Raw genomic sequence first — 26,764 nt, 5'->3', positions numbered from 1 at the left:
CCGATAGCCTCAGTTTGTAATAGACTCCTTTTACAAGATCACGATCACCTTACCCATTATACAATATATAGTATTAAACATCATTTTCACTATCCATATCTTGTATTCAACGATAGCATATAACAAAAATTTAAGCAACTTAATTCTACGTTTAAATTTGAAATTTCTCCAATCGCATATAGAAACTCTTTAAAAACTCATAGAATCGTTTTTCAGTAGGAAGCAACGAACGTTCTGCTGAAATCATGACTCCAACCGTACGAGAAACATTCGGATTTATAATTGGGACTTTTACCGTTCCATGTGGTAAATGGTCGATTAATGTAATTTCTGGAATAAGCGTTACACCCAGCCCAGCAGATACAAGCCCTTTTATTGCTTCGATATCCTCTCCTTCAAAGGACACTCGAGGCTGGAAGCCAAGCTGGTTACAAGCTTCAACAACAACATTTCTTAGTATAAATCCTTCACGAAACAAAACAAAGGAATCTTTACGTAATTGATTTAGCTTTATGCCAGGTTCGTTTGCAAGCGGATGGCGCACTGGCAATAAGGCAACCATGTTTTCAGAAAACAAAATGGTCCCCTTTAATTTCGGCTCATTTTGTGGAATTGGACCTAATAGCGCCATATTGATTTCACTTTTCTTAACCGCTTCAACCAATTCATAATAAGTACCCTGCTTCAATTTAAATTTCACATTCGGATGCTGCTCTCGAAAAGCGGAAATGGATGTTGGAAGCATATTGCTAGCTAAGCTGCTTGGAAAACCGATATGGACTGTCCCTCTTTCTGGATCCGTATATTCTTTAATAACCTGTTCTGCTTCATCAATCACATGGACTGCCTTTTCCATATGCTCCATAAATATTTTTCCTATTGGTGTTAGCCGTACATTTCGACCTTCTCGAATAAACAAATTGACTCCGAGTTCTTCCTCGAGTTTGAACAGCTGGCGACTAACAGCAGACTGTGCAATATGTAATGCATCTGCGGCTTCCGTAACATGTTCCCTTTTTGCGACTTCGATAAAATACTTAATTTGTTTTAGCTCCAAATTTACCGCCTCCCCCGTTATTATCTCACACTGGCATTGATTATATCTATTTTTTATATTGTTTCGATTAATTAATTTTTGTAAAATATATAGTATATTGTATTTTTTGTTGGCGTGCGAAGGAAAGAAATGAAGGAGGGCATGATGCCATATGACAAATTCTTATATACTAAACAAAAAAAATAACATTGATGAACAGGTACAACATTATTTAGATGAGGTATATGAAACTGTTGTTTCGCGCAACCCAAATGAGACGGAGTTTCATCAGGCTGTAGCTTTAATCTTCAAATCCCTTTCCCCTATTCTTGAAAAATATCCACATTATATGGAAAAAGGAATTCTCGAGCAACTGGTTGAACCAGAACGTGTTATTACATTCCGTGTACCTTGGATTGATGACAACGGAAAGGTAAATGTAAACCGTGGATTCCGCGTCCAATTCAATAGTGCGCTCGGACCTTATAAAGGCGGCTTACGATTTCATCCATCTGTAAATGTAAGTATTGTTAAATTCTTAGGACTTGAGCAAATCATTAAAAATGCACTGACTGGACAGCCAATCGGCGGCGGTAAAGGTGGTGCTGACTTTGATCCAAAAGGAAAATCAGATAATGAAATCATGCGTTTTTGCCAAAGTTACATGAGCGAGCTTGCTAGACATATTGGTCCAGACACCGATATTCCTGCCGGAGATATCGGTGTAGGAGCAACCGAAATTGGCTATATGTTTGGTCAATACAAGAAAATCCGTGGTAATTTTGAAGCAGGTGTCCTGACCGGAAAAGGTTTAGGCTATGGTGGAAGCCTAGCCCGTAAAGAAGCAACTGGATACGGTGCAATCTATTTTGTTGAGGAAATGCTAAAAAGCAAGGGCTTGAGTATTCTTGGTAGTACAACCGTTGTATCCGGATCTGGTAATGTTGCAATTTATGCAATGGAAAAAGCAATTTCTCTCGGGGCAAAGGTTGTCGCTTGCAGTGATTCGGATGGATTTATTTACGATGATAATGGAATTGATTTAGATACGATAAAAGAAATTAAAGAAGTGAAGAAGGCCAGAATTGAAACCTATCTTATTAAACACCCATCTGCAGCTTATTTTTCTGGTTGTAATGGAATATGGGGGATCCCTTGCGATGTTGCTCTACCATGCGCGACACAAAATGAGCTTGATTCAGAGTCTGCAAAAAAACTAATCTCCCATGGAGTAAAAGCAGTTGCTGAAGGGGCAAACATGCCTTGTACACCTGAAGCAATTGATATGTTTTTAGAGAATGACGTTTTATTCGGTCCCGCTAAAGCGGCCAATGCTGGTGGTGTAGCAGTATCCGCTTTAGAAATGGCACAGAATAGTATGCGTATGTCATGGACATTTGAAGAAGTGGATGAAAAGCTGCAACAAATTATGAAAGGTACGTATGAAAGTTGTTTAGCAGCTTCTATAGAGTTTGAAGCAGAAGGCAACCTAGAAATCGGATCAAATATTGCAGGATTTAAACGTGTGGCCGATGCAATGGTCGCACAGGGCGTAATTTAAACTAAAAAAGCATGCAGCACTCTTTTTGAGAGTTGCATGCTTTTTTAGTTTATTTAGATTTAGTAAACTTTAAGGTAATGAGGATGACAAGAATTATTTTGCTGGTTTCAGCCCGGTTATCCAATTAATAAGAGTCTCAGTCGGCGGTCACTCTATCGATGGGTATGGGTAACCGAATGGCGAGAATCCCTCTTCTTTCGAGCTATCATGCTGATAATGAGTGACCCTAAAGCGAGAATCTCCCTCTTTTCGAGCTTTCATACCTTTAATGAGTGACCTTAAAGCGAGGATCCAACTTTTTTCGGGCTCTCATACCTTTAATGAGTGACCTTAAAGCAGGGATTCTCTTCTTTTCGGGCTCTCATACCTTTAATGAGTGACCTTTAAGCAGGGATTCTCTTCTTTTCGGGCTTTCATACCTTTAATGAGTGACCTTAAAGCAGGGATTCTCTTCTTTTCGGGCTTCATATCACCAATAGCGACCTAATCAACTGATGTGTAAATCTTGGTAACGATAATTCAAATTTTTTGAAACCATATCCTGTCACAGAAATAAAAATACACACGACGTACTCCCATTGGAATTGTTCGTGTGTATTCATCAATGCTTTAAACATTATTCAGCCTAAAACAGCACGGTCATCTTCAAATTGTTCACCGCGGATCCGCTGGAATTCCTGTAATAGATCTTTAACAGTCAACCTTTCTTTCTCTTCACCATTTGCTTCAAATATGATTTGCCCTTTATCCATCATAATAAGCCTATTCCCAAGATCTAATGCCTGCTGCATGTTATGGGTAACCATTAAGGTCGTTAATCCCGACTCCCTTACTACTTTTTCGGTAAGTGAGGTGATTAGTTCTGCTCGAGATGGATCGAGTGCTGCTGTGTGCTCATCAAGAAGCAGGATATTTGGATTTGTAAAAGTCGCCATCAATAAAGAAAGCGCCTGCCTCTCCCCACCTGACAGTAAACCAACCTTAGCAGATAGGCGATCCTCCAAGCCTAAATTTAATGTTTTCAAATAATCACGGAACATATCCTTCCGTTTCTTCGTTACACCAAACTTCAATCTTCTTTTCTTATCGCGTGAATAGGCCATTGCAAGGTTTTCCTCTATTGTCATGGATGGTGCAGTGCCTGCCATTGGATCCTGGAAAACCCGGCCAATAAAGGCAGACCGCTTATATTCTGGCAGATGGACAACTTGTTTCCCACCAATAATGACATCCCCTGCATCTGGAAGGATATTACCTGAGACGACATTCATTAATGTCGATTTCCCTGCTCCATTACTGCCGATAACCGTTACAAAGTCTCCAGCAGCCATTTCGAGTTCAATGCCATTCAATGCTTTCTTTTCATCTAATGTTCCTTCATTAAAGGTAACAGATATATTCGTGACATTAAGCATGCGAATCTCCTCCTAGCTGCTTGCGTTTTTGAATGCGCCGTTTCTTTTCTCTCTGCACCTGGTGAACTTTTGGTGCTACTAATGCAATAATAACGATCGCGGCCGTAATGAACTTCATATCCCCTGTTTCGAGGAAATCAACGCGTAGTGCCAGCGTTACAATAATCCGGTAAATAATTGCGCCACCAATCACAGCGAGTGTCGCACGCGCAATTGTTTTTGTGCCAAATAGTGCTTCCCCGATAATAACAGATGCAAGCCCTATAACAATCATTCCAATTCCCATATTCACATCTGCAAAGCCACCAAGCTGCCCTATCAGAGCACCCGATAATGCAACAAGACCATTCGACAACCCAACACCAACAATAGTCAGATTGTCTGTATTTGCTGATAAGCTGCGGATCATTCGCTTATTGTCTCCAATGGCACGTAGCGCTAACCCTACTTCTGTTTTTAAGTAGAAGTCTGTAACCAGCTTAATAATAACCGTCACAACTGCCATTACGGTTAAGATTGCCCATGTAGAAGGAAGTCGATCTAACCCAAAGACACCAAGGAGGCTATTCAACGCATTATCGATTCCTGTCACAGACCAGAACGAGCCAAGCTGCTTGAAGATGGTTGTTTCATGAAGCATGGATAAAGTAGGTTGACCTAAAATACGTAGATTGATAGAGTATAAAGCCGTCATCATGAGAATTCCGGAAAGCAACGCATTTACCTTTCCTTTTGTATGCAGTAAGCCTGTAATACATCCTGCTAGAAAACCAGCAAGCAACGCGAATAAGGTTGCCAGAATAGGAGGAACTCCATTTACAATTGAGAGCGCTGCTACCGATGCACCCGTTACAAAGCTGCCATCTACAGTTAAATCTGGGAAATCCAATACACGGAAGGTTAAATAAACACCTAATGCCATAATGGCATAAATAACACCTGATTCAACAGCTCCAAACATGGATATAAACATAATTCTTTTCCTCCCGCTACTTTTGTGCCTGTTCATCCCCTGTACAAAATTTTAAATATGGGGCTTTCAATGATGAAGGGAGCCAGACAATAATCTGGCTCCAAAAAAGGTTACCTTTTGATTAGAATTATTCTATGAATTGCGCGGTATCATCCCAGTCACTATTCCACTCGACACCTTGCTCTTCAGCGCCTTGCTTATTAATAAACAATTGAATTTCAGGAGGATACTCCGCCGGAATATCACTCGGTGACTTCTCCCCAGTCAAAATTTCCGCAGCCATTTCTCCTGTACGATATCCGATTGTATGGTAATCAATTCCAAATGTAGCAAACCCACCTTTTGCTAAAGAATCAGGCTCGCCTACAATCAGCGGAATATCTTGGTCGTTCGCCACTCCTATAACACTCTCTAAAGCTGAAACGACTGTGTTATCCGTAATAATATAAAAAATGTCCGCTTCTCCTACAAGCGTATTTGCTGCTTGCTGTACTTCAGAAGAGTTCGCAACTGTTCGCTCAATAATTTCAAGTCCTGTACCTTCAGCCGCTTCTTTAACGGTTTCAACCTGTTTAACTGAATTTTGCTCCCCAGCATTGTAAAGCATCCCTATCTTTGCGCCGTCGAAATAGGTGCTAATAAATTCAACCGTTGCATCAATTTGATCAGGATGCAAGTCAACAACGCCTGTAATATTTTCACCTGCTTCATCCATAGATGGCACGAGTCCAGCATCAACCGCATCCGTAACTGATGTAAAGAGAATTGGAATATCACTTGTTGCTTGTAGCGCTCCAAGTGCACTAGGTGTTGAATTAGCGAAGATCAAATCAACTCCATCTGCTACAAAACCATCTGAAATCGGTTTGACATTATTTTGGTCACTTTGCGCACTTTGAAAATCATACTCTACCTCAAGCCCAGCATCTTTCAAAGCTTCCTGAAACCCTTCATACGCTGCATCAAGCGATGGGTGCTCGACGATTTGTGTCGCACCAATTGTATATGTATCTCCACCTTCAGAAGCCGTGTCATCTGAACCAGATGTATCGTCAGATCCACAAGCTGCTAATATAACCAACCCAATAATTGCAAGTAGCATCATTACCTTTTTCACGTTCGTTTCCCCCATTTGCCTTTATTATTTTCTAAATATTTAAACGTGATTATAGCACACTATTAACTAATTTGCGATAACTTTTTAAAACTTCTTAAAAGCCTTTCTTATCAGCTTTTAGTGGTAGATCTACAAAACTTAATTACCAGTACTTTATAACCTTTTACTACTAAATACTTCCACTACTAAATACTTCCACTAAGCATGATTTTCTTATCAAATATATAAATACCTTCCAGTTTGACCCTTTGTTCTTATTTCTTTTATACTACAGGAATATTTTCTGTTTAGAGCACATGAAAATTGAGCCTGCTGTATCAAGTGTTTATCTTTATTTTCCCTTATAACCCTTTCTAATCTTCCCAATAATTAATACTTAAATTAAATTCCGCAGTGGTCTATTGAATATCGTTAAGTATATAGCAAGCTCTTTGATTACATTAGGACTGCCAATTAGTACCTTTCCCTAGCCTCTTCATTGCTTTTTATATGATAATACCCTTTAACAGGTTGAAAAATTCTGTACCTCTTCCATAAGCAAATGAGCGACAACTCCAGTATCAGAGTCAGTATGAATATTTCAACCAACTCCTTCCTCAACTGCACATAATTATAGATTTCCCCATTAAACACCATCCGGTACCTGTCATCTCCAAAAAGAAAGGGCTGCTGGCCTCTCTCTAGATCAATAATGCTTAACCTGTGAAACACAAATGCAATATGATCATCACGATAAAAACCAGCTTCATCCGGGCCACGGTGATTCATTAATTAATTGACTTGCTTGTTAACAACCTACTAAAAGCTCTTCAGAATATGGAACCTTCTCATTTAGCAATACACCTACAAATCCACCACCTTCCACCAATTATTCAACTACTTTAAAGCTTTCCAGCATGTAATGAAATCTTGCTCCATGCCCTTCCGCTGCTTCTAGGAAGTATACTTGCTTAATCACAAACACTTGCCCTTCATCTTCATCTGTAACATAATACCGGTGGATTGGCGTATCCCATTGATGCCCTGTTTTGCCTGCATCGTTTGTATACTCAAGCCCCATCCCTTGAACCATTTCTGCTTCGATTGGCTCTGTTACACGCTCTTCTTTTTGCAATTCCATCTCTTCGTCATTTTCAATCTCGGCTTTAATCGAAGCTACAACTTCTTCCGTTGACGTTCCATCAAAACGCATTATTTCCATATAAACATCTGGATATCTATCTTCTAATGGTTCTATCAATTCAATACGATCACTTTCTTCTCCCTCAACCATCTTATAACGCTCTTCATCAACGTAAATGATATAGCGTAATTCCTCATTGGTTTCAAGCTGGACATTCGTTTCCTCTTTATACCCTTCAAGTTCAATTTCTTCCTGCTTTTTCTCAACAAACAGTTCCTTTAAGTTTTGGAACATTGCTTGCCCATGATCTGTCAGTGCTCCGAATAACAGTAGCATTATTACTGCTGCTGTACTCAAGCCCACAATAACTAATCCTCTCCATTTCTTTTTAGGGTTGCTTCTTGCCCTGCGGCCGGATGCGGATGAGTTCTGAAATAACTCGTCACTGATTTTATTCCATGTTTCCTCTTTTAAATGGGTGGCGTCCTTTGTCTGTTGTTGTAATAATAATTTAATTTTTTTGTTTAAGTTGTCTCTACTCATCTTGGGCACCCCCTATAACTGCCTTTAATTTTTGTCTAGCTTTGTACAGTCTAGACTTAACGGTGTTAATGTTTAATTGCAGCATGTCGGCTAATTCCTTCTCTGAGAAGCCATTGATATACTTTAAAACTAAAATCGTTCGATGGTGCTCATCCAGCTGCTCCATCGCAATTTCGAGCTGTTTATCATCCTCTAGTTCCGTTTTATCTTGATTCAAATGGTCTAATAATTGTTCCGAATCAATACTGATTGCTTCCTGCGATTTCTTTTTCATATATCTTCTTGATTCATTGACTAAAATTTGATAAAACCATGGCTTAAATGGCTTTTTACTATCATAGGAATCAATGTTTCGGAATACCTTGATAAACGTTTCCTGGACGATGTCTGACGCGTCACTCGCATTATTTGTTATGGCGTAGGCTGTTCGCAATGAATAATCAGCATAGATGTCATAGAGCTTCTTAAAGGCTTGTTGATTTCCCTTTTTTATTTTCTTGATGAGTCTTGCTTCCTGATCCCCCAACAGCGTAACCCCCTTCTTCAATCTGCCTTTACTATATATACCTTTTCTATAAACAAAAAGTTTTCAGGTATAAAAAAATATCGAATAAGATTTTCATCCTATCCGATATCATAATTACTGTTTTTTTCCATTATTTGTTCATACTCGCAAAGAAATCACCTAATGGGTCTTCATCCTCTTTCTCTTCCGGAATTACTTCTTCATGTATATCCAGACCGTCGAGATTCAGGTCATCCAAATCGATTTCCGCTTCAATGCTTCGCTTTGGCTTTTCAGGAGGGGCCTCTTGAACGAATGATGCTTCATCTAAGTTCGCAGCATTATGATTCAGTCCAGCTAACAATGTCGTTGCACGGAGTGGATCACTTAATAATTGATGAAGCAAACTGCCGATGAGCGCCTCTGAATGCTCGTGCTTGAGCCAACTTCTCTGCTCTTTTGTTAGTTGCTTCGGCAGGGGAATTGTGATTGTTTCCCTTTCCCTTTTAAAGGTTTCACCTACCCCCTCAAGCACAAAACCCGCAATCGTACTGGAAAAGTTTCTGCGCTCTTTTTCTTTCAAATGCTGTAATTGTTTTAATAGATAATCAGGTGTATCAGAGGGAACTCGAAATGTGATCGATTGTCCACGCTCTATACTATTTTTCGACATGATCTCACCCTATTTATTTTGCCTTTTCGGTCGTTTTTTCTTCCTTTGTATCTTTTTCTGCTTTACGACTAAAATCGGTGATTAACTTATAATACGCATTTGCCATCATCCAGATGCTTTCATTCTCATCCTCAAAGAATTCGATATTATAGCCATCTAGTTTATTATTTAATGCTTTAATGTAATCTTTCAATACGGCAGAACCGCCACCTACAAAATAGCAAATTTCAGATTGTGAATTTTTCGCCCAGACATTTCTTAAGAAGCGATATTCTTTTTTCGCCAAATCAAGCAGGATGTGATCGGTAATATCATGGACATTCGTTCTGCTACCTCTAACCATGATGTGGTGGCGATCATTCTTTCGAGTTATAATATCAACCACATCGCGACGGCTGTCCAATTCCACCCCATGCCGTGATCTGATTTCTTCACGAATTGCTTCTAGTGATTCAGATACACCGAGATTAAATCCTTGTGCCTTATCATCATCCACATTTCGATTTCGGATGACAGCAATATCTGTTGATAAGCCACCAATATCCTGAATTAAAATTTGCTTATCAATTAGTTCCTTGTTAATAACTTTTAAGTCATTGTCCATAATTAAATTGACATATGCCGCAAATCCTTCTGGATAGACTTTTACTTCCTCAAATTTAATGTTTACTTTTTTGCCTTGGTGCTTCGGTGTAACTAGAAATTCTACTTGGTGTACAGAGCCTAATAATTGGGAACGGTAGCCGACATCTTTCCCCTCTTTTACTTCTCTTAATGGAAGGCCTGTCCCTAATGTATACGTAGCATCAATTACATCATTTTTTTCTTTAAAGTCATTTGTAGACACTGCATCTAATGCCAATGCAGCAAAAAGCATGATCAACGTTTGATCTTCTTCCGATTTGCTGCTGCCTGGATCGAGCTCTTGAGAATTGTTCGTTTTCGTTGCAAGGTTCCCTACACGATATACAATATTATTTTCATCTAAAGCAGGGGAGTGTACACGGATATGGATATTATCCAATACCTCTTTCTCATCTAATTCTTCAATCCCAATTACAGGACGATCTTCTAGATCAGGTGCAATCACATTCGGAATGTACAATTCATTTTCTAATTTACCAAAGTTCCCTTTCAGTGCATCGTTTCCAACATCCACTGCTGCAATTCTTGATTTCACCATTTTTGTAAAACCCCTCTCTTATTTCCATACAGTTATAGAATAATCTTTTTTCATACTATAAACAACAAGACTATTTATGCATACTTTTTTGTATACTTGTTTACATTTTGCATTCATTAATACATCAACGTGCAAACGCGTTTGTAAACATGTTTTCTTTATTGTAAACAAGTTTACTTTTAAAGTATACATGTTTGCACTTTTGTAATCAAGGGGTGATTTTACATATTTAGGTATTACTATGATACTTTGAAATTTATATTTAGACCCCTTCCCTCCCCCTAAACTTGTTTTTACAATGTAAATTCTCCTTTAATATATTGTTCGATTCTGAAGTGAATAATTAACATTACAACTATTGGAAAAAATAACTAAAAAACCTAAGTTTTTTCACAATATTTTGCCAGCTTATGGTATGATAGTTTTAATAGGATTATATACCTATTACTATTTTATCAGTTGTAAACATCTATGTTTCTTTCGTTGGAGGGTAGTACTACTAATGAACAGACTTAAAGGTTATATCATTACTATATTTATGATTTCGTTAGCTGTTTCTATTATATCTGGTCCAATCAACATAGATTTATCACGATATACCAAAATATTTCTCGTATATCTACTTTTCACCACTCTATATTCCCATTTAAAAACCGTTATTCGAACAGGAAATGTCAATGTTGATTACAGTATTTCTTACAGTTTCTCCTTTGTTTTAATAACCGGACCTTTAGGATTGTTTCTATTTGAAATTATGAATCGCTTTTATATTTATTTTTACCGAAAGCGAACAGGGACAGCGGATGAAGATGAATTCTTACATACCTTCTATAACATCGGAGGACCCGCCCTCCTTCATACGATTGGGTATTACTTATTCTACGAACTTCATCCATTTGTTGAGGGAATACCATTCGGCTTTTGGGGGTTATTTATTGCGATTGTAACATTCACGGATTTTTTGTCGTCCCTTTTATTGCTGTCTGTTTTTAAGCTGACAGGGAATATAGGAACCAGGCAGGATGCGATTAATTTTATCAAAGGAAGAAGTATTTTTGATACGCTAAAAATGGCTTTATCCAATGGATTATTGTTTATTTTCCTTGCAGAGCAACATTGGGAAGCAGTCATTGCTTTGTTTGTCCTCAACTATCTTGTTAGCCGATCGGCTGCAATTAAAAATCAAAGCATACAGCATAAAATTGAGCGAGATCGCTTTGAACAGATGGCTTATACTGACTTCTTGACAAAAACACATAACCGTAGCTACATGAATAAGATTATGAATGAATTAAACAAAACAGATGAAAATATTGCACTTATTGTCTCAGATATTGATACGTTTAAAAATATTAATGATACCTTTAATCACGCTGTCGGAGATTCTGTTATCCAACACTTCGCAAAAACATTAAAAAACAATCTTGATGATGCGGATTATTTGTTCCGAAGCGGTGGTGAGGAATTTACGATTATCCTGAAAAATCGAGATTTCCCTTCTTGTGTTGCACTTTTAAAGCAGATAAATCATGAAGTGGAGACAAATCCAGTACATGCTGAATACAAAGGTGAGGATACAACAATCTATTATACAGCTTCATTTGGTATGTATTATTTCAAAACAAATGATAAGCTAAATATAAAGCAAGCATACATTCATGCTGATGATCTGCTGCTCGAATCCAAAAGACTAGGAAGAAACCAAGTCACGGTGATGGAGGATAAAGGAGTTTCTGTTGAACGAACTACAGAAGCTATGAAAGGTTATAAAATATAAACAGCGCCAAGCTGGTGCTGCACCCCAAAAGTTAGAGTAAGAAATCTAAGTTTTGGGGTGTTTTTGCATGGCAAAATATAGTAAGCAATTTAAATTAATGATTGTTAAGGAATATATGGAAGGTCCTCTTGGTTACACTTTATTAGCTAGGAAATATGATATTCCAAGTAAGGCTCCTATTGAAAGATGGGTAAAGTCATATAAAGCATTGGGTGAAGAGGGATTACGTAAAAAGCGTTGTAAAAAGGTTTATTCTGTTCAATTTAAGTTAAATGTACTAAACTTTATGAAACAAACGGGCGCTTCTTACCAAGATACCGCAATAGAATTTCAGATGAATAATTCTACTCTTATTGCGAACTGGAACAAGATTTTCCTTACTGAAGGGATAGAAGGCCTCAAAGAAAAACCGAAAGGACGGCCCCCTATGTCTGGGAAAAGAAAAGCAAAGTCAGTAAAACAAGAGAAAGCAATGAATCGCGAGGAACAATTAGAGCGTGAGATTGAACTTCTTCGGTTGGAAAATACCTATTTAAAAAAGTTAAAAGCTTTTCAGGAAAATCCAGAGGCCTACCTCGAAAAGCACAAGCAGCGTTGGCACTCGAACTCAAGAAAGAAGGATTCAGATTAAAAGATGTACTCCGAGTTGTAGGTATACCAGAGGCAACTTATCATTATCAAGTTAAACAATTGAAGAAAGAAGATACGAATAAAGAGTGGAAAGAACTCATTCATGAATTGTTTAAGAAGCATGAAGGTAAATATGGATACCGTCGGATTCATTTAGAATTAAGAGGCAAGGGCTATAAAATCAATCATAAAAAAGTACAACGGATTATGAGAGAATTGGGCTTGAAATGTATTAAGTTTACACGAAAATCTCGATACAAGTCTTATAAAGGAACGGTTGGGAAGGTAGCGGAAAATCGTTTAAACCGACGGTTTAATACGCCTATTCGTCTACAAAAGTTAGTCACCGACATCACGGAATTCAAGTGTACTGGAAATGAGAAACTTTATTTAAGTCCAATACTAGATTTATATAATGGTGAGGTAATCTCTTATGGTATCTCAAATAAACCAACATTAGATTTTGCGGTCAAGCCACTTAACCAAGCAATAGAAATAATCAAGAGTAAGGCCAAATATCGTACAACCATTCATTCTGATCAAGGCTGGCATTACCAACATATAAAGTGGGTCAAAACGTTGAATAAAAGCAGAATCTTTCAAAGCATGTCTAGAAAAGCCACATGTGCAGATAACGCTGCGATGGAGAATTTCTTTGGGATTATGAAACAAGAAATGTATCACGGTGAAGCATTAATGTCTTATCATGAACTGAAACGAAAGATAGAGAAATATATTTATTACTACAATAACGAACGAATTAAAACGAAATTGGCTGGTTTAAGTCCAGTGCAATACCGAACTCAAACCAGCCAAACAGCTGCATAATGAAAACTCTAACTTTTAGGGGTCACTACCGCTAAACTGGCGCTGTTTATTTATATTATTTACATTGCTTTTGATTTTTTTATTTGTTTACTTCTTAATTGTCCACAAGCTGCATCAATGTCGGCACCATTTTCCCAACGGACACCACAATGGATCCCTCTTGCTTTCAGTGTTTCAAAAAATTGCTGGATTGAACTAGACTCACTTCGCTGGTATTCACTATGCTCGTCAACCGTATTGTACGGTATCAGATTTACATATGCTAGGTGTCGATGGTCTTTAATTAGGTTAGCAAGCTGAATTGCTTCTTCTTTATGGTCATTGATGTCTTTAAGCATGATATATTCGTACGTGATTCTTCGATTTTTCTTTTCTAAATAATAGTCAACAGCCTTCATAAGCTTTTCAATCGGGAATGCCTTATTGATTTTCATTATTCGGGAACGAAGCTCGTTGTTTGGTGCATGTAAAGATAAGGCAAGGTTTACTTGGATGTCTGTATCTGCAAACTCATACATTTTGTGAGCAAGCCCACTAGTTGATACCGTAATATGTCTTGCTCCAATGTTCAGACCAGCATCATCATTAACAACATACAGGAAGTCCATCAAGTTCTTATAGTTATCGAGTGGCTCACCAATTCCCATTACAACGATATGACTCACACGATCCCCTTCACCTTTCGTGTCCAAATGCTTTTGCACGTTCATAATTTGTTCCACGATTTCTCCACTCGTTAAGTCACGACTTTTTGGAAGCAGTCCACTTGCACAGAATGTACAACCGATATTACAGCCTACTTGCGTCGTTACACAAACAGATAAACCATATGGGAAACGCATGAGAACCGTTTCGATTAAATTACCATCAGCTAGTTTAAACAAAAATTTGATGGTACCGTCCTTCGATTCTTGTCTGATTTCCTCACCAAGTGTATGCAGGACAAAGTTCTCTTCCAGCAATTCAATGGTGTCTTTGTTTACATTTCGCATCTCACTGAAGTTTGAAACGCGCTTTTTATACAACCAATTCCAAACTTGATCAGCGCGGAAACGTTTCTCGCCACGCTCAACAAGCCATTCCGTAAGTTGCTTATATGTTAGTCCATAAATGGATGTTTTACTCATTGTATACCCTCATTTCGCTTCATTGCTACTACTATAGTACATATTACTCTATCTCTCCTTTCGTAGCAAATGGTTTTTGTTGAAGGCACCTCTTGTTATTGCTCCATAGGCGCGTGTGCAAAAGGAGAATAAAAGGACTGCGAACTACAGGCGTAGCTCCCCGCAGCGGAACATATCGATTTAAAGGTTCCAATGCGCAACATCTCAGCTCGAAAACGATTTAAGCACACGTTTCGTTCCAATTCACAGCACAATGCTATAAGCATTAAAAGACATGCTGCATAAGTACAGCATGTCTTTCAATGCCAATTATGGCAGTATCGTTTCACCCATTAGGTATCGGTCGCATTCTCTTGCGGCTGCTCTTCCTTCATTAATTGCCCATACAATAAGACTCTGACCACGTCGCATGTCACCGGCTGCAAATATACCTTCCACATTCGTTGTAAACTTGCCGTAGGTCGCTTTTACAGTCGTGCTTTTTGTTGTTTCTATCTTTAGCTGCTTAATTAAATCTTGATCAGGTCCTTTGAATCCGATGGCAATTAATACAAGGTCTGCTGGCCATACTTTTTCGGTCCCCGGAATTGCCTCACGAATCTTTTTACCGCGTTCGTAGCGTGTTTTTACGTTTATCGTGTGCACTTCTTTTACGTGACCATTTTCATCACCAACAAATCTCGTTGTTTGCACAGCATATGCCCTCGGGTCCTCACCTTGAAACTCTTCTGCTTCTGTATGTCCATACTCGACACGGTGAATTTTTGGGTATTGCGGCCATGGATTGGTCTCTTCCTCACGCAGCAAATTTTTCTTTTCGTAAATATCAAACTGTGTAAGGCTCCTGCAATTATGTCTGACAGAGGTTGCTAAGCAATCGGTTCCTGTATCTCCCCCACCAATCACAATAACATCCTTATCCGCTGCAGAAATATAATTACCATTTTCTAGATTGGAATCAAGCAAGCTTTCCACATTGGCATGTAAAAAGTCCATTGCAGGGTAAATCCCCTTTAAATCACTGCCTTCAACTGGCATACCACGATGCAGAGTAGCACCGCCGCACAAGATGGTTGCATCAAAATCAGCACTTAAATCATCAATTGTTACATCTTTTCCTACTTCTGTATTCGTAATAAATTCGATGCCCTCTTGCTCCAAAATTACCACACGTCTCATTACAATCTCATATGCAAGCTTCATTTCTGGAATTCCATAGGTTAGGAGCCCGCCAACACGCTTATCACGCTCAAATACGGTTACGGAATGTCCTGCTTTATTTAATTGATCTGCAGCTGCAAGCCCTGCTGGTCCAGAGCCAATAACGGCAACACGTTTTCCCGTCCGGGTTTTGGGAGGTTTAGGAACGACCCACCCCTCAGCAAATCCCTTTTCAATGATAGAACGTTCCACGCTTCGAATTGCCACAGCAGGTTCATTAATTCCAAGGACACACGCCCCCTCACATGGTGCCGGACATGCAATCCCTGTAAATTCGGGAAAATTATTCATCTGATGCTCACGGTCAAGCGCTTCTTTCCATTTCCCTTCGTAAACAAGCTGATTCCATTCTGGGATAAGATGGTAAACTGGACAACCTGATGTTACCCCGTTAATTTCCATCCCAGAATGGCAGGTAGGCACACCACAATCCATGCAACGCGCCCCCTGTTGCTGTACCACTTTGTCCGTCATCGGTATTGTATAATCATCCCAGTCCTGTATTCGCTCTCTGGGATTTCTTACCGAACGAGTTTCCCGTTCATATTCCATAAATCCGGTTACTTTCCCCATTTAATGCCCCCTCCTTTTTGAACACACACTTTATAAACATTTTCATCTAGATGATTTCTAGTTTACGATTCTTCTTTTCTGCAACGTTACCTTTGCTTTCCTTAAAAGCTGTCATTTCTGCTTCAAATTTATCTAAGCCACTATCCAACAAGTAGTTAATTCGTTCCCTCATTTTCACATAAGCTTTCGGAATGATTCTGACAAATTGCTTCGAGTAATTTTCCCAATAAGCAAGTATTCTTGTAGCGTGAGCGCTGTCTGTGTAGCTAATATGCTTTTCGATTTGTTGATAAATAGCATCCAATTCCTCAGGATCATCAACCCTGCCGACATTTACCATGGCAGGATTCATCCGATCACGGAATGCATTATCTTCATCAAAGACATAAGCGACGCCACCAGACATTCCTGCCGCAAAGTTTCTTCCGGTTCCACCAAGGATAATAACTTTTCCACCTGTCATATATTCACAGCCATGATCACCAATACCTTCTACCACTATCGTTGCACCGCTATTCCTTACCGCAAAACGCTCTCCAGCAATTCCACGGATATAAGCTTCTCCGCTTGATGCGCCGTAAAATGCAACATTTCCAATTATCGTATTTTTCTCTGGTCGGAAGGTTACAGACGGAGCTGTTTTGACAACTATCTTACCTCCAGATAAACCTTTACCAACAAAATCATTCGCATCACCAATAAGGTTAAGCGTCATTCCTTTCGGGATAAATGCACCAAAGCTTTGACCAGCGGACCCATTGAAATTCAATTTAATTGTATCCTCGGGCAAGCCCATTTCACCGTACCGTTTTGTTATTTCACTACCGAGGAGTGTTCCCGTAACCCGATTGATATTACGGATAGCAACGGTAAATTCAATTGGGTTCCCTTCCTCAATTGCTGTTTCGCAAATCGGAATAAGCTCTTGATAATCCAACGTCTTCTCAATACCATGATCCTGACTTTTGGTTGCATAATGGTCAATTTCAAATGGCAGCTCTGGACGATAAAGTAATGCCGATAAGTCTAAGTCCTTTGCTTTCCAATGATCTAGTTTGTTTGCCTCGAGCACATCCGATCTTCCAACCATTTCATTTATAGTTCGAAAGCCAAGCTCTGCCATTAATTCTCTTGTTTCTTCAGCAATGAATCGCATAAAGTTTACAACATGTTCTGGGTCACCATTAAATTTCTTTCTTAATTCCGGATTTTGCGTTGCAATTCCTACCGGACATGTATCTAAATGACAGACTCGCATCATGACACAGCCTAATGCAACGAGTGGTGCTGTTGAAAATCCATATTCTTCTGCGCCTAATAAGGAAGCAACGACTACATCCCTGCCCGTCATCATTTTCCCGTCTGTCTCCACTGTAATCCGGTCACGCAATCCATTTAAAAGCAGCGTTTGATGTGTTTCAGCTAGACCAATTTCCCACGGCAGTCCGGTATGCTTTAAACTTGTGCGCGGCGCGGCGCCAGTCCCACCATCATAACCACTGATCACAACATGATCCGCACGGCCTTTTGCAACACCTGCTGCAATTGTTCCGACACCAACTGCTGCAACGAGTTTTACACTAATACGAGCATTTGGATTAGCATTTTTCAAATTGAAAATCAGCTCAGCAAGGTCTTCAATCGAATAAATATCATGGTGTGGCGGAGGTGAGATTAGTTCAACACCCGGAGTGGAACCACGAACCTCTGCTACCCAAGGGTATACCTTCTCTCCAGGCAGCTGACCACCTTCACCTGGCTTTGCCCCTTGAGCAACTTTAATTTGAATCTCATCGGCATTGACTAAATAATTGCTCGTTACCCCAAAACGTCCGGAGGCAACTTGTTTTATTGCACTTCTCCTTAAATCTCCATTCTCATCAGGCAGAAAACGATTCGAATCTTCTCCGCCTTCTCCGGTATTACTTCTGCCTCCAAGCCGGTTCATTGCGATTGCTAAGGCTTCATGCGACTCTTTACTAATTGAACCAAAGGACATCGCCCCTGTTTTAAAACGCTTCACAATCGCTTCAATTGGTTCCACTTCTTCGATTGGTACAGGTGTACGTTTTTTAAAACGTACCAAACCACGAAGGGATTGCAGATTATTCGAATCATCCGTGAGCATGCTTGAATATGTTTTAAAGAGCTCATAGTTATTGCTGCGGACAGCATGCTGCAATGCTTGTATCGTCCTCGGATTATATTGGTGGTCTTCACCATTCTCACGGTACTGGAATTCATCTCCCGCTGGCAGGTTGTTATTTCCCCCACGGTTCGTTTGAAAAGCAATATCATGTCTTATTAGCGTTTCTTTTTCAATTATCTCTAGGCCAATCCCGCCAAGTCGAGAAGCAGTTCCTGTAAAAAACCTGTCAATTACATCATCACGAATACCGACCGCTTCAAATATTTGTGCACCCCGATAGCTTTGAATTGTTGAAATACCCATTTTCGATAAGATTTTAATTATCCCGTCTGTAACGGATGATACATATCTTTTATGTGCTTGTTTTTCCGTAACAGCTTCCAACTCACCTTTTTCGATTAATTCAGTAAAGGTGTTCAATGCTAGATACGGATTAATCCCTTCCGCCCCATATCCGATTAGCGCAGCAAAATGGTGCACTTCTCGGGGTTCACCAGACTCTACAAGCAGGCTTACTTGTGTACGAACTCCTTTACGAATTAAATGATGATGCAAACCGGATACAGCTAGTAATGCAGGAATCGCTGCTTTATCTTTTGAAACTCCCCGATCAGAGAGGATGAGTATTGTAACTCCTGCATCGATAGCCGCATCCGCTTTGTCAAATAACGCTTCTAGGGCTGATTCCATATTACCTTGGCCTTCTGCTGCATCAAAAAGACAGGACAATGTTATGGTCCGAAATGCCTTCAACTGCTGCTGTCGTATCTTCTCAAGCTCCTCATTTCGTAAAATAGGTGTGTTCAATCGAATATGCCGGCAATTTTCTGCTGTTGGCTGTACGAGATTCCCTTCCGCTCCAATCGTTGTTTCTGCCATCGTGATAATTTTTTCCCGAATCGCATCCAGTGGTGGGTTCGTAACTTGTGCAAAGAGCTGTTTAAAATAGTTATACAGAAGCTGTGGTTTTCTAGATAAGACAGCTAACGGAGAGTCATACCCCATAGAACCAATCGGATCTTTTCCTTCTGATACGAGAGGCTTCATTATTTTAGTTAGTTCTTCACGTGTATAGCCAAACGCCAATTGCTGCTTGAGTATTTCCTCCCCATGATACAGCGGAGCTTTCTGATGCCCATCTGGCAAATCCTCCAGTTTGATTTTGTTTTCTAACCAGCTCTTATATGGCTGTTCGGATGCGATTTGCATTTTAATCGTTTCATCAGGAATAATGACACCCTTTTCCAAGTCAACGAGCAGCATTTTCCCAGGTGTCAATCGATCTTTGTACAAAATATCGTCTGCAAAGATATCCAATGCCCCTACTTCAGAACCAAGGACAATCATGCCGTCCTTTGTTACATAGTACCTTGCAGGTCGGAGCCCATTACGATCGAGACATGCTCCGATTTGATTGCCATCTGTGAATACAAGTGCTGCTGGCCCATCCCAGGGTTCCATTAAGGTACTATGGTATTCATAGAAATCACGCTTTTCTTCGCGAATCATCGCATCATTCGACCATGGTTCTGGTACCATCATCATGGCGCTGTGTGCGAGTGATCTTCCTGATAGATGCAGAAACTCAAAAGTATTGTCAAAAATGGATGAATCACTGCCATCAACATCGAGTACCGGCAAGATTTTCTCTAGCTCTTCTTCGGTGAAATATTCAGACTGACAAAGCTTTTCACGAGCCTGCATCCAATTTACATTTCCGCGTAACGTATTAAATTCTCCATTGTGTATGGTGTATCGATTCGGGTGAGACCTTTTCCAGCTTGGAAAAGTGTTTGTACTAAAGCGTGAATGCACGAGTGCTAAAGCAGATTTAAACTCCGGATGATTCAAGTCAATATAAAAGGCATCCAATTGTTCTGGAATAAGCATTCCTTTATACACAATCGTACGTGTCGATAAACTGCAAACATAAACATCTTCGTATTTCGGTTCTTCTGCAACGACTTTCTCGATATATTTCCGGATAACATACAGTTTACGTTCGAAGGCCATTTGATCTTTTATAGCATCCGACTTTTGGATGAAAAATTGACGGACTGTGGGCATACTTTTCGCCGCGACAATACCGATGAAGGATTCATTTGTAGGAACAGGACGCCACCCTAAAAAGGTTTGCCCTTCTTCTTGCACAATACGTTCAATTATCTTTCTGCATATCATACGAAGTTGCCGGTCACGGGGTAAAAATACCATCCCTACCCCATAATCTCCTTCACGAGGAAGGTCGATGTTTTCCTTCGCGCACTGCTTTTGAAAAAAACGGTCAGGTATTTGTGTCATTATTCCTGCGCCATCTCCAGTACTTGTATCTGCAGACTGTCCTCCACGATGCTCTAAATTGCATAGAATATTAATCGCGTTTTGGACAATATTGTGGGTTTTCTTGCCATTAATATTCGCAATCATGCCTATACCACATGCCTCATGTTCGAAATCAGGTCGATATAGGCCCTGTTGTTTTGGGAATCCATTCCTTGTCATCACAACAGCTCTCCTCCCTCTTATTTGTCATACATCATAAAGAAACTGGCACTATAAACAGGTTCTTCATCTGTGTTCGATATTATATCACAAAAAATCTGTTAACATAAAATTCAGATTACATTTTTTGTTAATGTAAACGATTACATTTTGGTTTTTTGTAATTTTTTTTTGGTAAAAACCCATGCGTACCAAGGGTTTCGGAGTTCAATCACTTTTTTTACATTTTTTTAGATAATTAATGCCATTTTGTTATGAATCATATTTTCTAAAGAGATTAATTAGGAATATATTCCTTTTTCTCGCGCTCGAAACACACCTATATTAACGTTAGAAAATTTTATCTTTTAATACGTTAACGTCATCAACAGCAAATGATGGTATAATAGCCTTGTTAGCGTTCCAGAATGTATCTGTTTGTTGATTCTGCATCAAAAGCAATACTATACACCGAATTCAAAGCAAGAAGAAAATATAAATTGCATCAAGATGAATAGGTTATTCTTCATTCTTGCAGATAGAAAAGTTTTAAGCTTTTCTATCTGCTTTCGCTTTTTATTAAATACCATTGATTAGTCTTTCGATGGAATTAAATTATAATAAGTGTGCGTATCTAAAAGAGATTACTATAAGAAGGGGTTGTTACTTTGAACAAGCCAAAAAGAAATGATCCATGTACATGTGGCAGTGGCAAAAAATACAAAAAATGCTGCGGATCTTCAAATGTTACTACAATAAGTCCTGAAGTTTACAATTCGGAATTAGAGAATTTCCATATAAAACTAATTTCCTTCGCCATGCAACAATACGAATCAGAACTAGAGGAGCTAACTCTACGATATCCTCAGCCATTCATTGGAGAAAATGAGGAACTATCCAAGATTTACATGGCAGGTCTAACGTTTTGGGCGATACCGAATCTTCCATTTTTGAAGAATGGCCAAACGATTTTTGCAACATTTTATCAAAAACAGGAATCAAAAATGAGATACACAAATACAAAAAATACATTCGCAGCCTGGGCAAACACGGTTCCAAGTATATTCGACATTCTTACCATTGATAAAGAAGCACAGCAGGCTCATTTGCGTGATGTCTTAACAGATGAAAACTATATCATTCCGTTTACGGAAGAGGATGACTTTAAAGCAGGAAATCTAGCTATTGGCGTTACCGTTCCATATGTCGGTTATCACAACTTCCTGTTTACAATGGTGGAATTATTTGATAAAGACAGGGAGAAAATTATAGCGATGACCAAATCTTACGCTCGTATGGAAGGCGGTCTAGCAGAAAACTTCCCAGCCCTTTTAGCTGATATCCTAGTATATGAAGACCCTAAATTTGAGTGGCCAAATCCAGCACAGGAAAAGGTTGCAGAACTATTCGAAAAGCAGATGCAGGAAAAAGGAATGGATGAACAAATTATCTCAATTGGTGTTAAGCTCTGGAACATTTACTGCTCCAACGAGAATCCAACATTTAAAAAACTCGGTTCCTACGCTGCGGCACTCGACTACTTTGTACAGGATAAGTTTCAGGAAGAGCCCGCTACCCAAAGTCGGCTCGCCAAGGAGTATGAGACAACTGCTACAACCGTTTCTTCCAATTATCGAAAGCTTACAAAAGTGTTGGATAGCGAATGGAAGCAGCTAATGAACAAAAGTGAATGACGAATCAACAATGGTGTACATAGCATGCAAATGCTAAAACAAGATGAACCGAAGGATTATTTTAAGAACAAAACAGATATTTTACGATTCCCAACATCTGTTTTGTTCTTTTTGTTTTTCGCATTCGATAAATTATCCATAACAAGCTAATTATTGGACTATCCTCCTAAAAACACTTATCATTTCTTACTAATAACCATATATCTAGGAGGGAAAATTTTGACTGCGCATCCTACAAATACGTTTAATAATATTCCTTTGTCTGTACTTGATTTAGCACCAATAACAGAAGGAAGTGATGCTACTGCGTCCTTTAAAGAGAGTGTCAAACTTGCTCAGCATGTGGAAAAGTGGGGATTTAACCGCTTCTGGCTAGCAGAGCACCATAATATGCCGGGCATTGCTAGCTCAGCAACGTCCGTGCTCATCGGCCATATCGCTGGAAATACAAAGCATATTCGCGTAGGTGCAGGTGGTGTCATGCTTCCGAACCATGCAACCCTCGTCATCGCGGAGCAATTCGGCACGCTAGAATCTTTATTCCCCGGGCGAATCGATCTTGGACTAGGTCGTGCACCCGGAAGCGATCAAGCAACAGCTTACGCATTGCGCCGGACCTTGAATATGGGACCAGAGGACTTCCCAATGCAAGTGAACGAGCTGCAGGATTATTTTTCAGAAGAACCAGTATCACGTGTTCGAGCGGTTCCTGGACAAGGGCTCTCGATTCCAATTTGGTTGCTTGGTTCCAGTGATTTTAGTGCACGACTTGCTGCCCAAAAGGGATTGCCCTTCTCTTTTGCCAGTCATTTTGCACCAGCATATACCATCCCAGCTTTACAGCTGTATCGTGATCGTTTCCAACCTTCGGATGTGATGCAAAGGCCGTATGCAATGGTTGGTGTAAATGTCATTGCAGCTGAAACAGATGAAAAGGCTCAGTATCTAGCTAGTTCGCATCGTATGCAGTTTCTAAACCTGAGACGTGGTGAGCAAAAGAAACTGCAGCCGCCAATTGATAATATCGATGAAATTTGGTCACCAATGGAAAAAGCAGCGGTAGAAGAATCACTCGATCCTCGTACAACAATTGTCGGTAGTCCCGACACAGTAAAGAAAGGATTAATTGCCTTCCAAGAAGCAACTGGAGCTGATGAAATGATTATCAGCTCACAGATTTACCATCTAGAAGATCGCCTGCGCTCTTATGAAATCGTCGCTGAGCTAATGGATAAATAAACAACAAGCCTGCATCCTTTTTATAGGATCAGGCTTGCTTTACATTGTAAGACCACAACCACTTACCCAGACTTCTTTTCCAGTAGCTTTTTAATATCCTGCAGCTCCTTTTGCATCTCGGCTAGCTTTTCATCAGTCGGTGAAGGTGTCTCCTCCCGGTTTGCCTCCTCAACGTTATTAACAACCACTCCAACGAAGAGGTTAATGATTACAAACGCACCAATGATAACAAAGGAAAAAAAGTATACCCATGCAAACGGCTCTGCTGTTAATAGCGGTCGCATGACACCACTTGACCAGGAATCAAGTGTTAACAGTTGAAAAAGCGTTAGCAACGTGTCATGCAGGGTTCCAAAATATTCTGGAGCAGTCGTTTGAAATAGCATTGTGCCAATAACAGCATAAATATAAAAGAAAATACCAAGCAATAGCAAAATCGTCCCCATTGATGGGATCGTAAGGAGCAGCGCATTTACCATCTTTCGAAGGGATGGAATAACCGAAATGGCTCTCAAAACACGCAATACGCGTAAAATCCTTAATACCGTAACATAATGTGCCCCAATTAATACATGTCCCCCTAGAATAATGACAAAATCAAATAGATTCCATGGCTCTCGAAAAAATGATCGAATGGAATTACTCCCAGTTAATCGAATGAGAATTTCTACCGTAAAAACCCAAAGCAATACTTGATCAGCTATGTATAAGATTGTTGCATAGTTTACTATAAAGTATGGATATGTCTCAAGACCAACTAATATCGCATTCAAAATAATTAATCCGATAATGCTATTTCGAAATAATCGATGCTTCGCAATAACTGCACATCGCTTTCTCACTTGATTCATGAAGGTTGTGTCCACCCTTCTTTTCCTAATGTTATACCTTTATTTCTAGTCCAATCACACGCGCAAAGGCTAATGCTTGTTCTTCTGTAACGATACATCCAGGCAAGCTATCCCATGTCACTTGAAGCCCTTCAAAGGTGCATGTACTTAGGTCAACTCCCTTTAAAGATGTATTCGCAAAGTTTACTTCATCCAAATTACATTCCGTAAATGCCACACGCTGAAAATTGCATTCATAAAAATCAGCACTGTTTAACGAACTGCTTTGAAACGCTACCTGTTTCAAATTCGCAAAACCAAATGTACTCAGTTTTGTTAGACAAGAGACAAACAATACATTTTCCAACGAAGCGTCAGCAAAGTTACTCCCTATTAGCTTAGAATCCTTGAATTCTACTCGATGAATACTTCCTTCACTGAAGTCAGCGTTTGCTAAATCACAATGGTCAAAAACACAGTCTAGTAAATCTGCTTTACGAAAAGACAGCGCATCAAAGGTAACATTTTTAAAAATAACTTCGTCACATCGAATGCTTTCAATCCCTTCACCATCAATGTGACAATCTTTAATGATACACCGGTTATAATATATTTCTTCATCATACTGAAATACCTTTTCCTGTAATGCTCCCGATAGCTTTGGACGTTGAATTTTGAAACGTTCACCCATACAAATCATTCTCCAATCTGTTTCTCTTCTTATGGACTAGTATACTATAATCACTATTCTTTTTTTACCAAATAGTGATTCACAAATGTTTTTTCAAGGTGCTGAATCAAAGGCTCTAACCAAATAAACCTCTAGATTATCCTAGAACGTGTTTTAAGCCACTTTATAGCCTATTTTCTAATAAAACAAAGAAAAGGGCACCCGAAGCACACACAAGTGCATCAGACGCCTTATTTTAAATGATTTATGCATAAAGGTCTCGAACAGTTAACGCAAATGGGACTGATCCTTCTCTTCTTCTTTTTGCGAAATAACTTCCTTCAACTCATCTTCTATCGTAATGTCTGCCATTTCAACATGCGCTCGGTAAGCAGCTCTAATGATTAAGTGACCCGCTACCGGGGCTGTCAGGAATACAAAAAGAATCCCCAATAAAAGCCTGACACTTACAAACGCTTCAGCTATCGCAAAGTATAGAAATGCACCGAGTAATGTCAATAGCACAGCTAACGTTGAACTTTTCGTCCCAGCATGTGAACGTGTATAGACGTCAGGAAAGCGAATAATTCCAACAGCACTTATGACAGCCATTATGGATCCCGCCAGCATTAATACAGCAGCAATAAATTCACTTATCTCGTTTACGTTCAATGATAACACCCCTCTCGATATATTTGGAGAAGGCAATCGTACTAATAAACGCTAAAATCGCTAAAATAAGAATTACCTCTAAAAAAGCCGTGGTCCCTAGCAATACGGATATAACCGCGATACTGGATACGAGCATTACTCCAATCATATCCAGAGCAACAACACGATCTGGCAGACTTGGACCGATGACGATTCGATAAGCACTTATCGCAATTGCGATTCCGTAAAGTGATAAAGCCGTGATAAGCATCACTTCAATCATTACCTCGTCACCTCCATAATCGCTTTCTCAAATTTACCTAAGGATGTAATCAGCATATCTTTCGATTCTTCCACATCCATTCCATGAATATAAAAAGTATCTCCTTCCGGGTTCACTTCCATTACGACCGACCCTGGTGTTAATGTCAATAATAGGGCGAGAGCAGTTACTTCCCATTCCCCTTTTAAGACTGTTTCGTATTTGAATATCCCGGGCTTAATTTTAATTTTTGGACTTAGAATATGTCTAATAACAAGTATTGTTGAATGGAATAATTCACGATTAAAAATTAGGATTAGCTTAACCAATGCAAAAAACCGAGTGAGGTAGAAGCGTTGTCCAAAGAAACGGTGCATCAGAAAAACGATAACAATCCCAACCAAATACCCTGTCACTAACGTTGTAAATTTCAATTCTGTTTCATCACTAATTAATGTCCAAAGCACTGCGATAAACACGTTTAATAAAAATTGGGCGGGCAT

General features: G+C 39.4%; 22 protein-coding genes and 2 pseudogenes. 7 read left to right on the top strand and 17 right to left on the bottom strand.

Annotation, left to right across the window (positions count from 1 at the left end; genetic code table 11):
* Positions 1–151 precede the first annotated feature (151 nt).
* On the bottom strand, positions 152–1,057 hold the full coding sequence (gene gltC / locus D1B32_RS01560; RefSeq protein WP_095307661.1) for a glutamate biosynthesis transcriptional regulator GltC: 906 nt from the start codon (positions 1,055–1,057) through the stop codon (positions 152–154).
* A gap of 151 nt (positions 1,058–1,208) precedes the next feature.
* On the opposite strand from gltC, the gene gdhA reads away from it, so the two are divergent.
* On the top strand, positions 1,209–2,597 hold the full coding sequence (gdhA, locus tag D1B32_RS01555) for an NADP-specific glutamate dehydrogenase (protein WP_118888455.1): 1,389 nt from the start codon (positions 1,209–1,211) through the stop codon (positions 2,595–2,597).
* Between the two features lie 620 nt (positions 2,598–3,217).
* On the opposite strand, the gene D1B32_RS01550 is transcribed toward gdhA, so the two are convergent.
* The 8 genes and pseudogenes from D1B32_RS01550 to D1B32_RS01515 form a co-directional block, all read right to left on the bottom strand.
* Positions 3,218–4,012, bottom strand: coding sequence for an ABC transporter ATP-binding protein (locus tag D1B32_RS01550; RefSeq protein ID WP_095307653.1), 795 nt, complete (start codon positions 4,010–4,012; stop codon positions 3,218–3,220).
* Positions 4,005–4,985 carry an ABC transporter permease gene (locus D1B32_RS01545; protein WP_095307650.1) on the bottom strand — a complete coding sequence of 327 codons (981 nt, stop codon included), beginning with the start codon at positions 4,983–4,985 and terminating at the stop codon, positions 4,005–4,007. Before D1B32_RS01545 ends, D1B32_RS01550 begins: the two co-directional genes overlap by 8 nt.
* Positions 4,986–5,112: 127 nt before the next feature.
* Positions 5,113–6,102: an ABC transporter substrate-binding protein gene (locus tag D1B32_RS01540; RefSeq protein WP_095307649.1), complete on the bottom strand. Its 990-nt coding sequence runs from the start codon at positions 6,100–6,102 to the stop codon at positions 5,113–5,115.
* A gap of 579 nt (positions 6,103–6,681) precedes the next feature.
* A pseudogene (locus D1B32_RS24550) lies at positions 6,682–6,864 on the bottom strand (hypothetical protein); the annotation flags it as partial.
* A 106-nt stretch (positions 6,865–6,970) separates the two neighbouring features.
* A complete protein-coding gene (locus tag D1B32_RS01530) occupies positions 6,971–7,768 on the bottom strand; it encodes a hypothetical protein (RefSeq protein ID WP_118888453.1) in 798 nt (265 codons plus the stop codon).
* Entirely contained in the window at positions 7,761–8,294 is a 534-nt protein-coding gene (locus D1B32_RS01525; RefSeq protein ID WP_118888452.1) for an RNA polymerase sigma factor, read from the bottom strand. Before D1B32_RS01525 ends, D1B32_RS01530 begins: the two co-directional genes overlap by 8 nt.
* Positions 8,295–8,424: 130 nt before the next feature.
* Complete coding sequence (locus tag D1B32_RS01520) at positions 8,425–8,946, bottom strand: hypothetical protein (RefSeq protein WP_095307644.1); 522 nt, start codon at positions 8,944–8,946, stop codon at positions 8,425–8,427.
* A 13-nt stretch (positions 8,947–8,959) separates the two neighbouring features.
* On the bottom strand, positions 8,960–10,129 hold the full coding sequence (locus D1B32_RS01515) for a ParM/StbA family protein (RefSeq protein ID WP_095307643.1): 1,170 nt from the start codon (positions 10,127–10,129) through the stop codon (positions 8,960–8,962).
* A 502-nt stretch (positions 10,130–10,631) separates the two neighbouring features.
* On the opposite strand from D1B32_RS01515, the gene D1B32_RS01510 reads away from it, so the two are divergent.
* From D1B32_RS01510 to D1B32_RS01500, 3 genes and pseudogenes are all read left to right on the top strand, one after another.
* Positions 10,632–11,906 carry a GGDEF domain-containing protein gene (locus D1B32_RS01510; protein ID WP_118888451.1) on the top strand — a complete coding sequence of 425 codons (1,275 nt, stop codon included), beginning with the start codon at positions 10,632–10,634 and terminating at the stop codon, positions 11,904–11,906.
* 67 nt (positions 11,907–11,973) lie between these two features.
* Positions 11,974–12,537, top strand: coding sequence for a helix-turn-helix domain-containing protein (locus D1B32_RS01505; RefSeq protein WP_095314507.1), 564 nt, complete (start codon positions 11,974–11,976; stop codon positions 12,535–12,537).
* Positions 12,498–13,364 (top strand): annotated as a pseudogene (locus tag D1B32_RS01500) (IS3 family transposase); the annotation flags it as partial. The gene D1B32_RS01505 and the pseudogene D1B32_RS01500, both read left to right, overlap by 40 nt.
* A 59-nt stretch (positions 13,365–13,423) precedes the next feature.
* Here D1B32_RS01500 and rlmN read toward each other — a convergent pair.
* The 3 genes from rlmN to gltB form a co-directional block, all read right to left on the bottom strand.
* Positions 13,424–14,491 (bottom strand): dual-specificity RNA methyltransferase RlmN, encoded by a 1,068-nt coding sequence (gene rlmN, locus D1B32_RS01495; protein ID WP_095314144.1) that lies wholly within the window; start codon positions 14,489–14,491, stop codon positions 13,424–13,426.
* Between the two features lie 309 nt (positions 14,492–14,800).
* Entirely contained in the window at positions 14,801–16,285 is a 1,485-nt protein-coding gene (locus D1B32_RS01490; protein ID WP_118888449.1) for a glutamate synthase subunit beta, read from the bottom strand.
* A gap of 46 nt (positions 16,286–16,331) precedes the next feature.
* On the bottom strand, positions 16,332–20,936 hold the full coding sequence (gene gltB, locus D1B32_RS01485; protein WP_118888448.1) for a glutamate synthase large subunit: 4,605 nt from the start codon (positions 20,934–20,936) through the stop codon (positions 16,332–16,334).
* Positions 20,937–21,583: 647 nt separating this feature from the next.
* Between gltB and D1B32_RS01480 the strand changes: the two genes are divergently transcribed.
* The 3 genes from D1B32_RS01480 to D1B32_RS01475 all read left to right on the top strand — a co-directional run bounded on the left by D1B32_RS01480 (position 21,584) and on the right by D1B32_RS01475 (position 23,848).
* The gene (locus D1B32_RS01480; protein ID WP_118888447.1) at positions 21,584–22,609 is read left to right on the top strand and encodes a YecA family protein; all 1,026 of its coding nucleotides are present in this window, start codon (positions 21,584–21,586) and stop codon (positions 22,607–22,609) included.
* 24 nt (positions 22,610–22,633) lie between these two features.
* Positions 22,634–22,759: a hypothetical protein gene (locus D1B32_RS24400; RefSeq protein WP_262366378.1), complete on the top strand. Its 126-nt coding sequence runs from the start codon at positions 22,634–22,636 to the stop codon at positions 22,757–22,759.
* A gap of 69 nt (positions 22,760–22,828) precedes the next feature.
* Positions 22,829–23,848 (top strand): LLM class flavin-dependent oxidoreductase, encoded by a 1,020-nt coding sequence (locus D1B32_RS01475; RefSeq protein WP_285844948.1) that lies wholly within the window; start codon positions 22,829–22,831, stop codon positions 23,846–23,848.
* Positions 23,849–23,910: 62 nt separating this feature from the next.
* On the opposite strand, the gene D1B32_RS01470 is transcribed toward D1B32_RS01475, so the two are convergent.
* The 5 genes from D1B32_RS01470 to D1B32_RS01450 form a co-directional block, all read right to left on the bottom strand.
* Positions 23,911–24,699 (bottom strand): ion transporter, encoded by a 789-nt coding sequence (locus D1B32_RS01470; protein WP_095314137.1) that lies wholly within the window; start codon positions 24,697–24,699, stop codon positions 23,911–23,913.
* A gap of 31 nt (positions 24,700–24,730) precedes the next feature.
* Positions 24,731–25,369, bottom strand: coding sequence for a pentapeptide repeat-containing protein (locus D1B32_RS01465; RefSeq protein WP_095314135.1), 639 nt, complete (start codon positions 25,367–25,369; stop codon positions 24,731–24,733).
* A 267-nt stretch (positions 25,370–25,636) separates the two neighbouring features.
* Positions 25,637–26,020 (bottom strand): Na+/H+ antiporter subunit G, encoded by a 384-nt coding sequence (locus D1B32_RS01460; RefSeq protein WP_095314133.1) that lies wholly within the window; start codon positions 26,018–26,020, stop codon positions 25,637–25,639.
* A complete protein-coding gene (locus D1B32_RS01455; protein WP_095314131.1) occupies positions 25,998–26,282 on the bottom strand; it encodes a Na(+)/H(+) antiporter subunit F1 in 285 nt (94 codons plus the stop codon). Before D1B32_RS01455 ends, D1B32_RS01460 begins: the two co-directional genes overlap by 23 nt.
* Positions 26,282–26,764: a Na+/H+ antiporter subunit E gene (locus D1B32_RS01450; RefSeq protein ID WP_095314129.1), complete on the bottom strand. Its 483-nt coding sequence runs from the start codon at positions 26,762–26,764 to the stop codon at positions 26,282–26,284. Before D1B32_RS01450 ends, D1B32_RS01455 begins: the two co-directional genes overlap by 1 nt.

The sequence above is a fragment of the Oceanobacillus profundus genome (assembly GCF_003515705.1).
Taxonomy (GTDB): Bacteria; Bacillota; Bacilli; order Bacillales; family Amphibacillaceae; genus Oceanobacillus; species Oceanobacillus profundus.
This window is presented reverse-complemented; position numbering and strand designations above follow the sequence as displayed.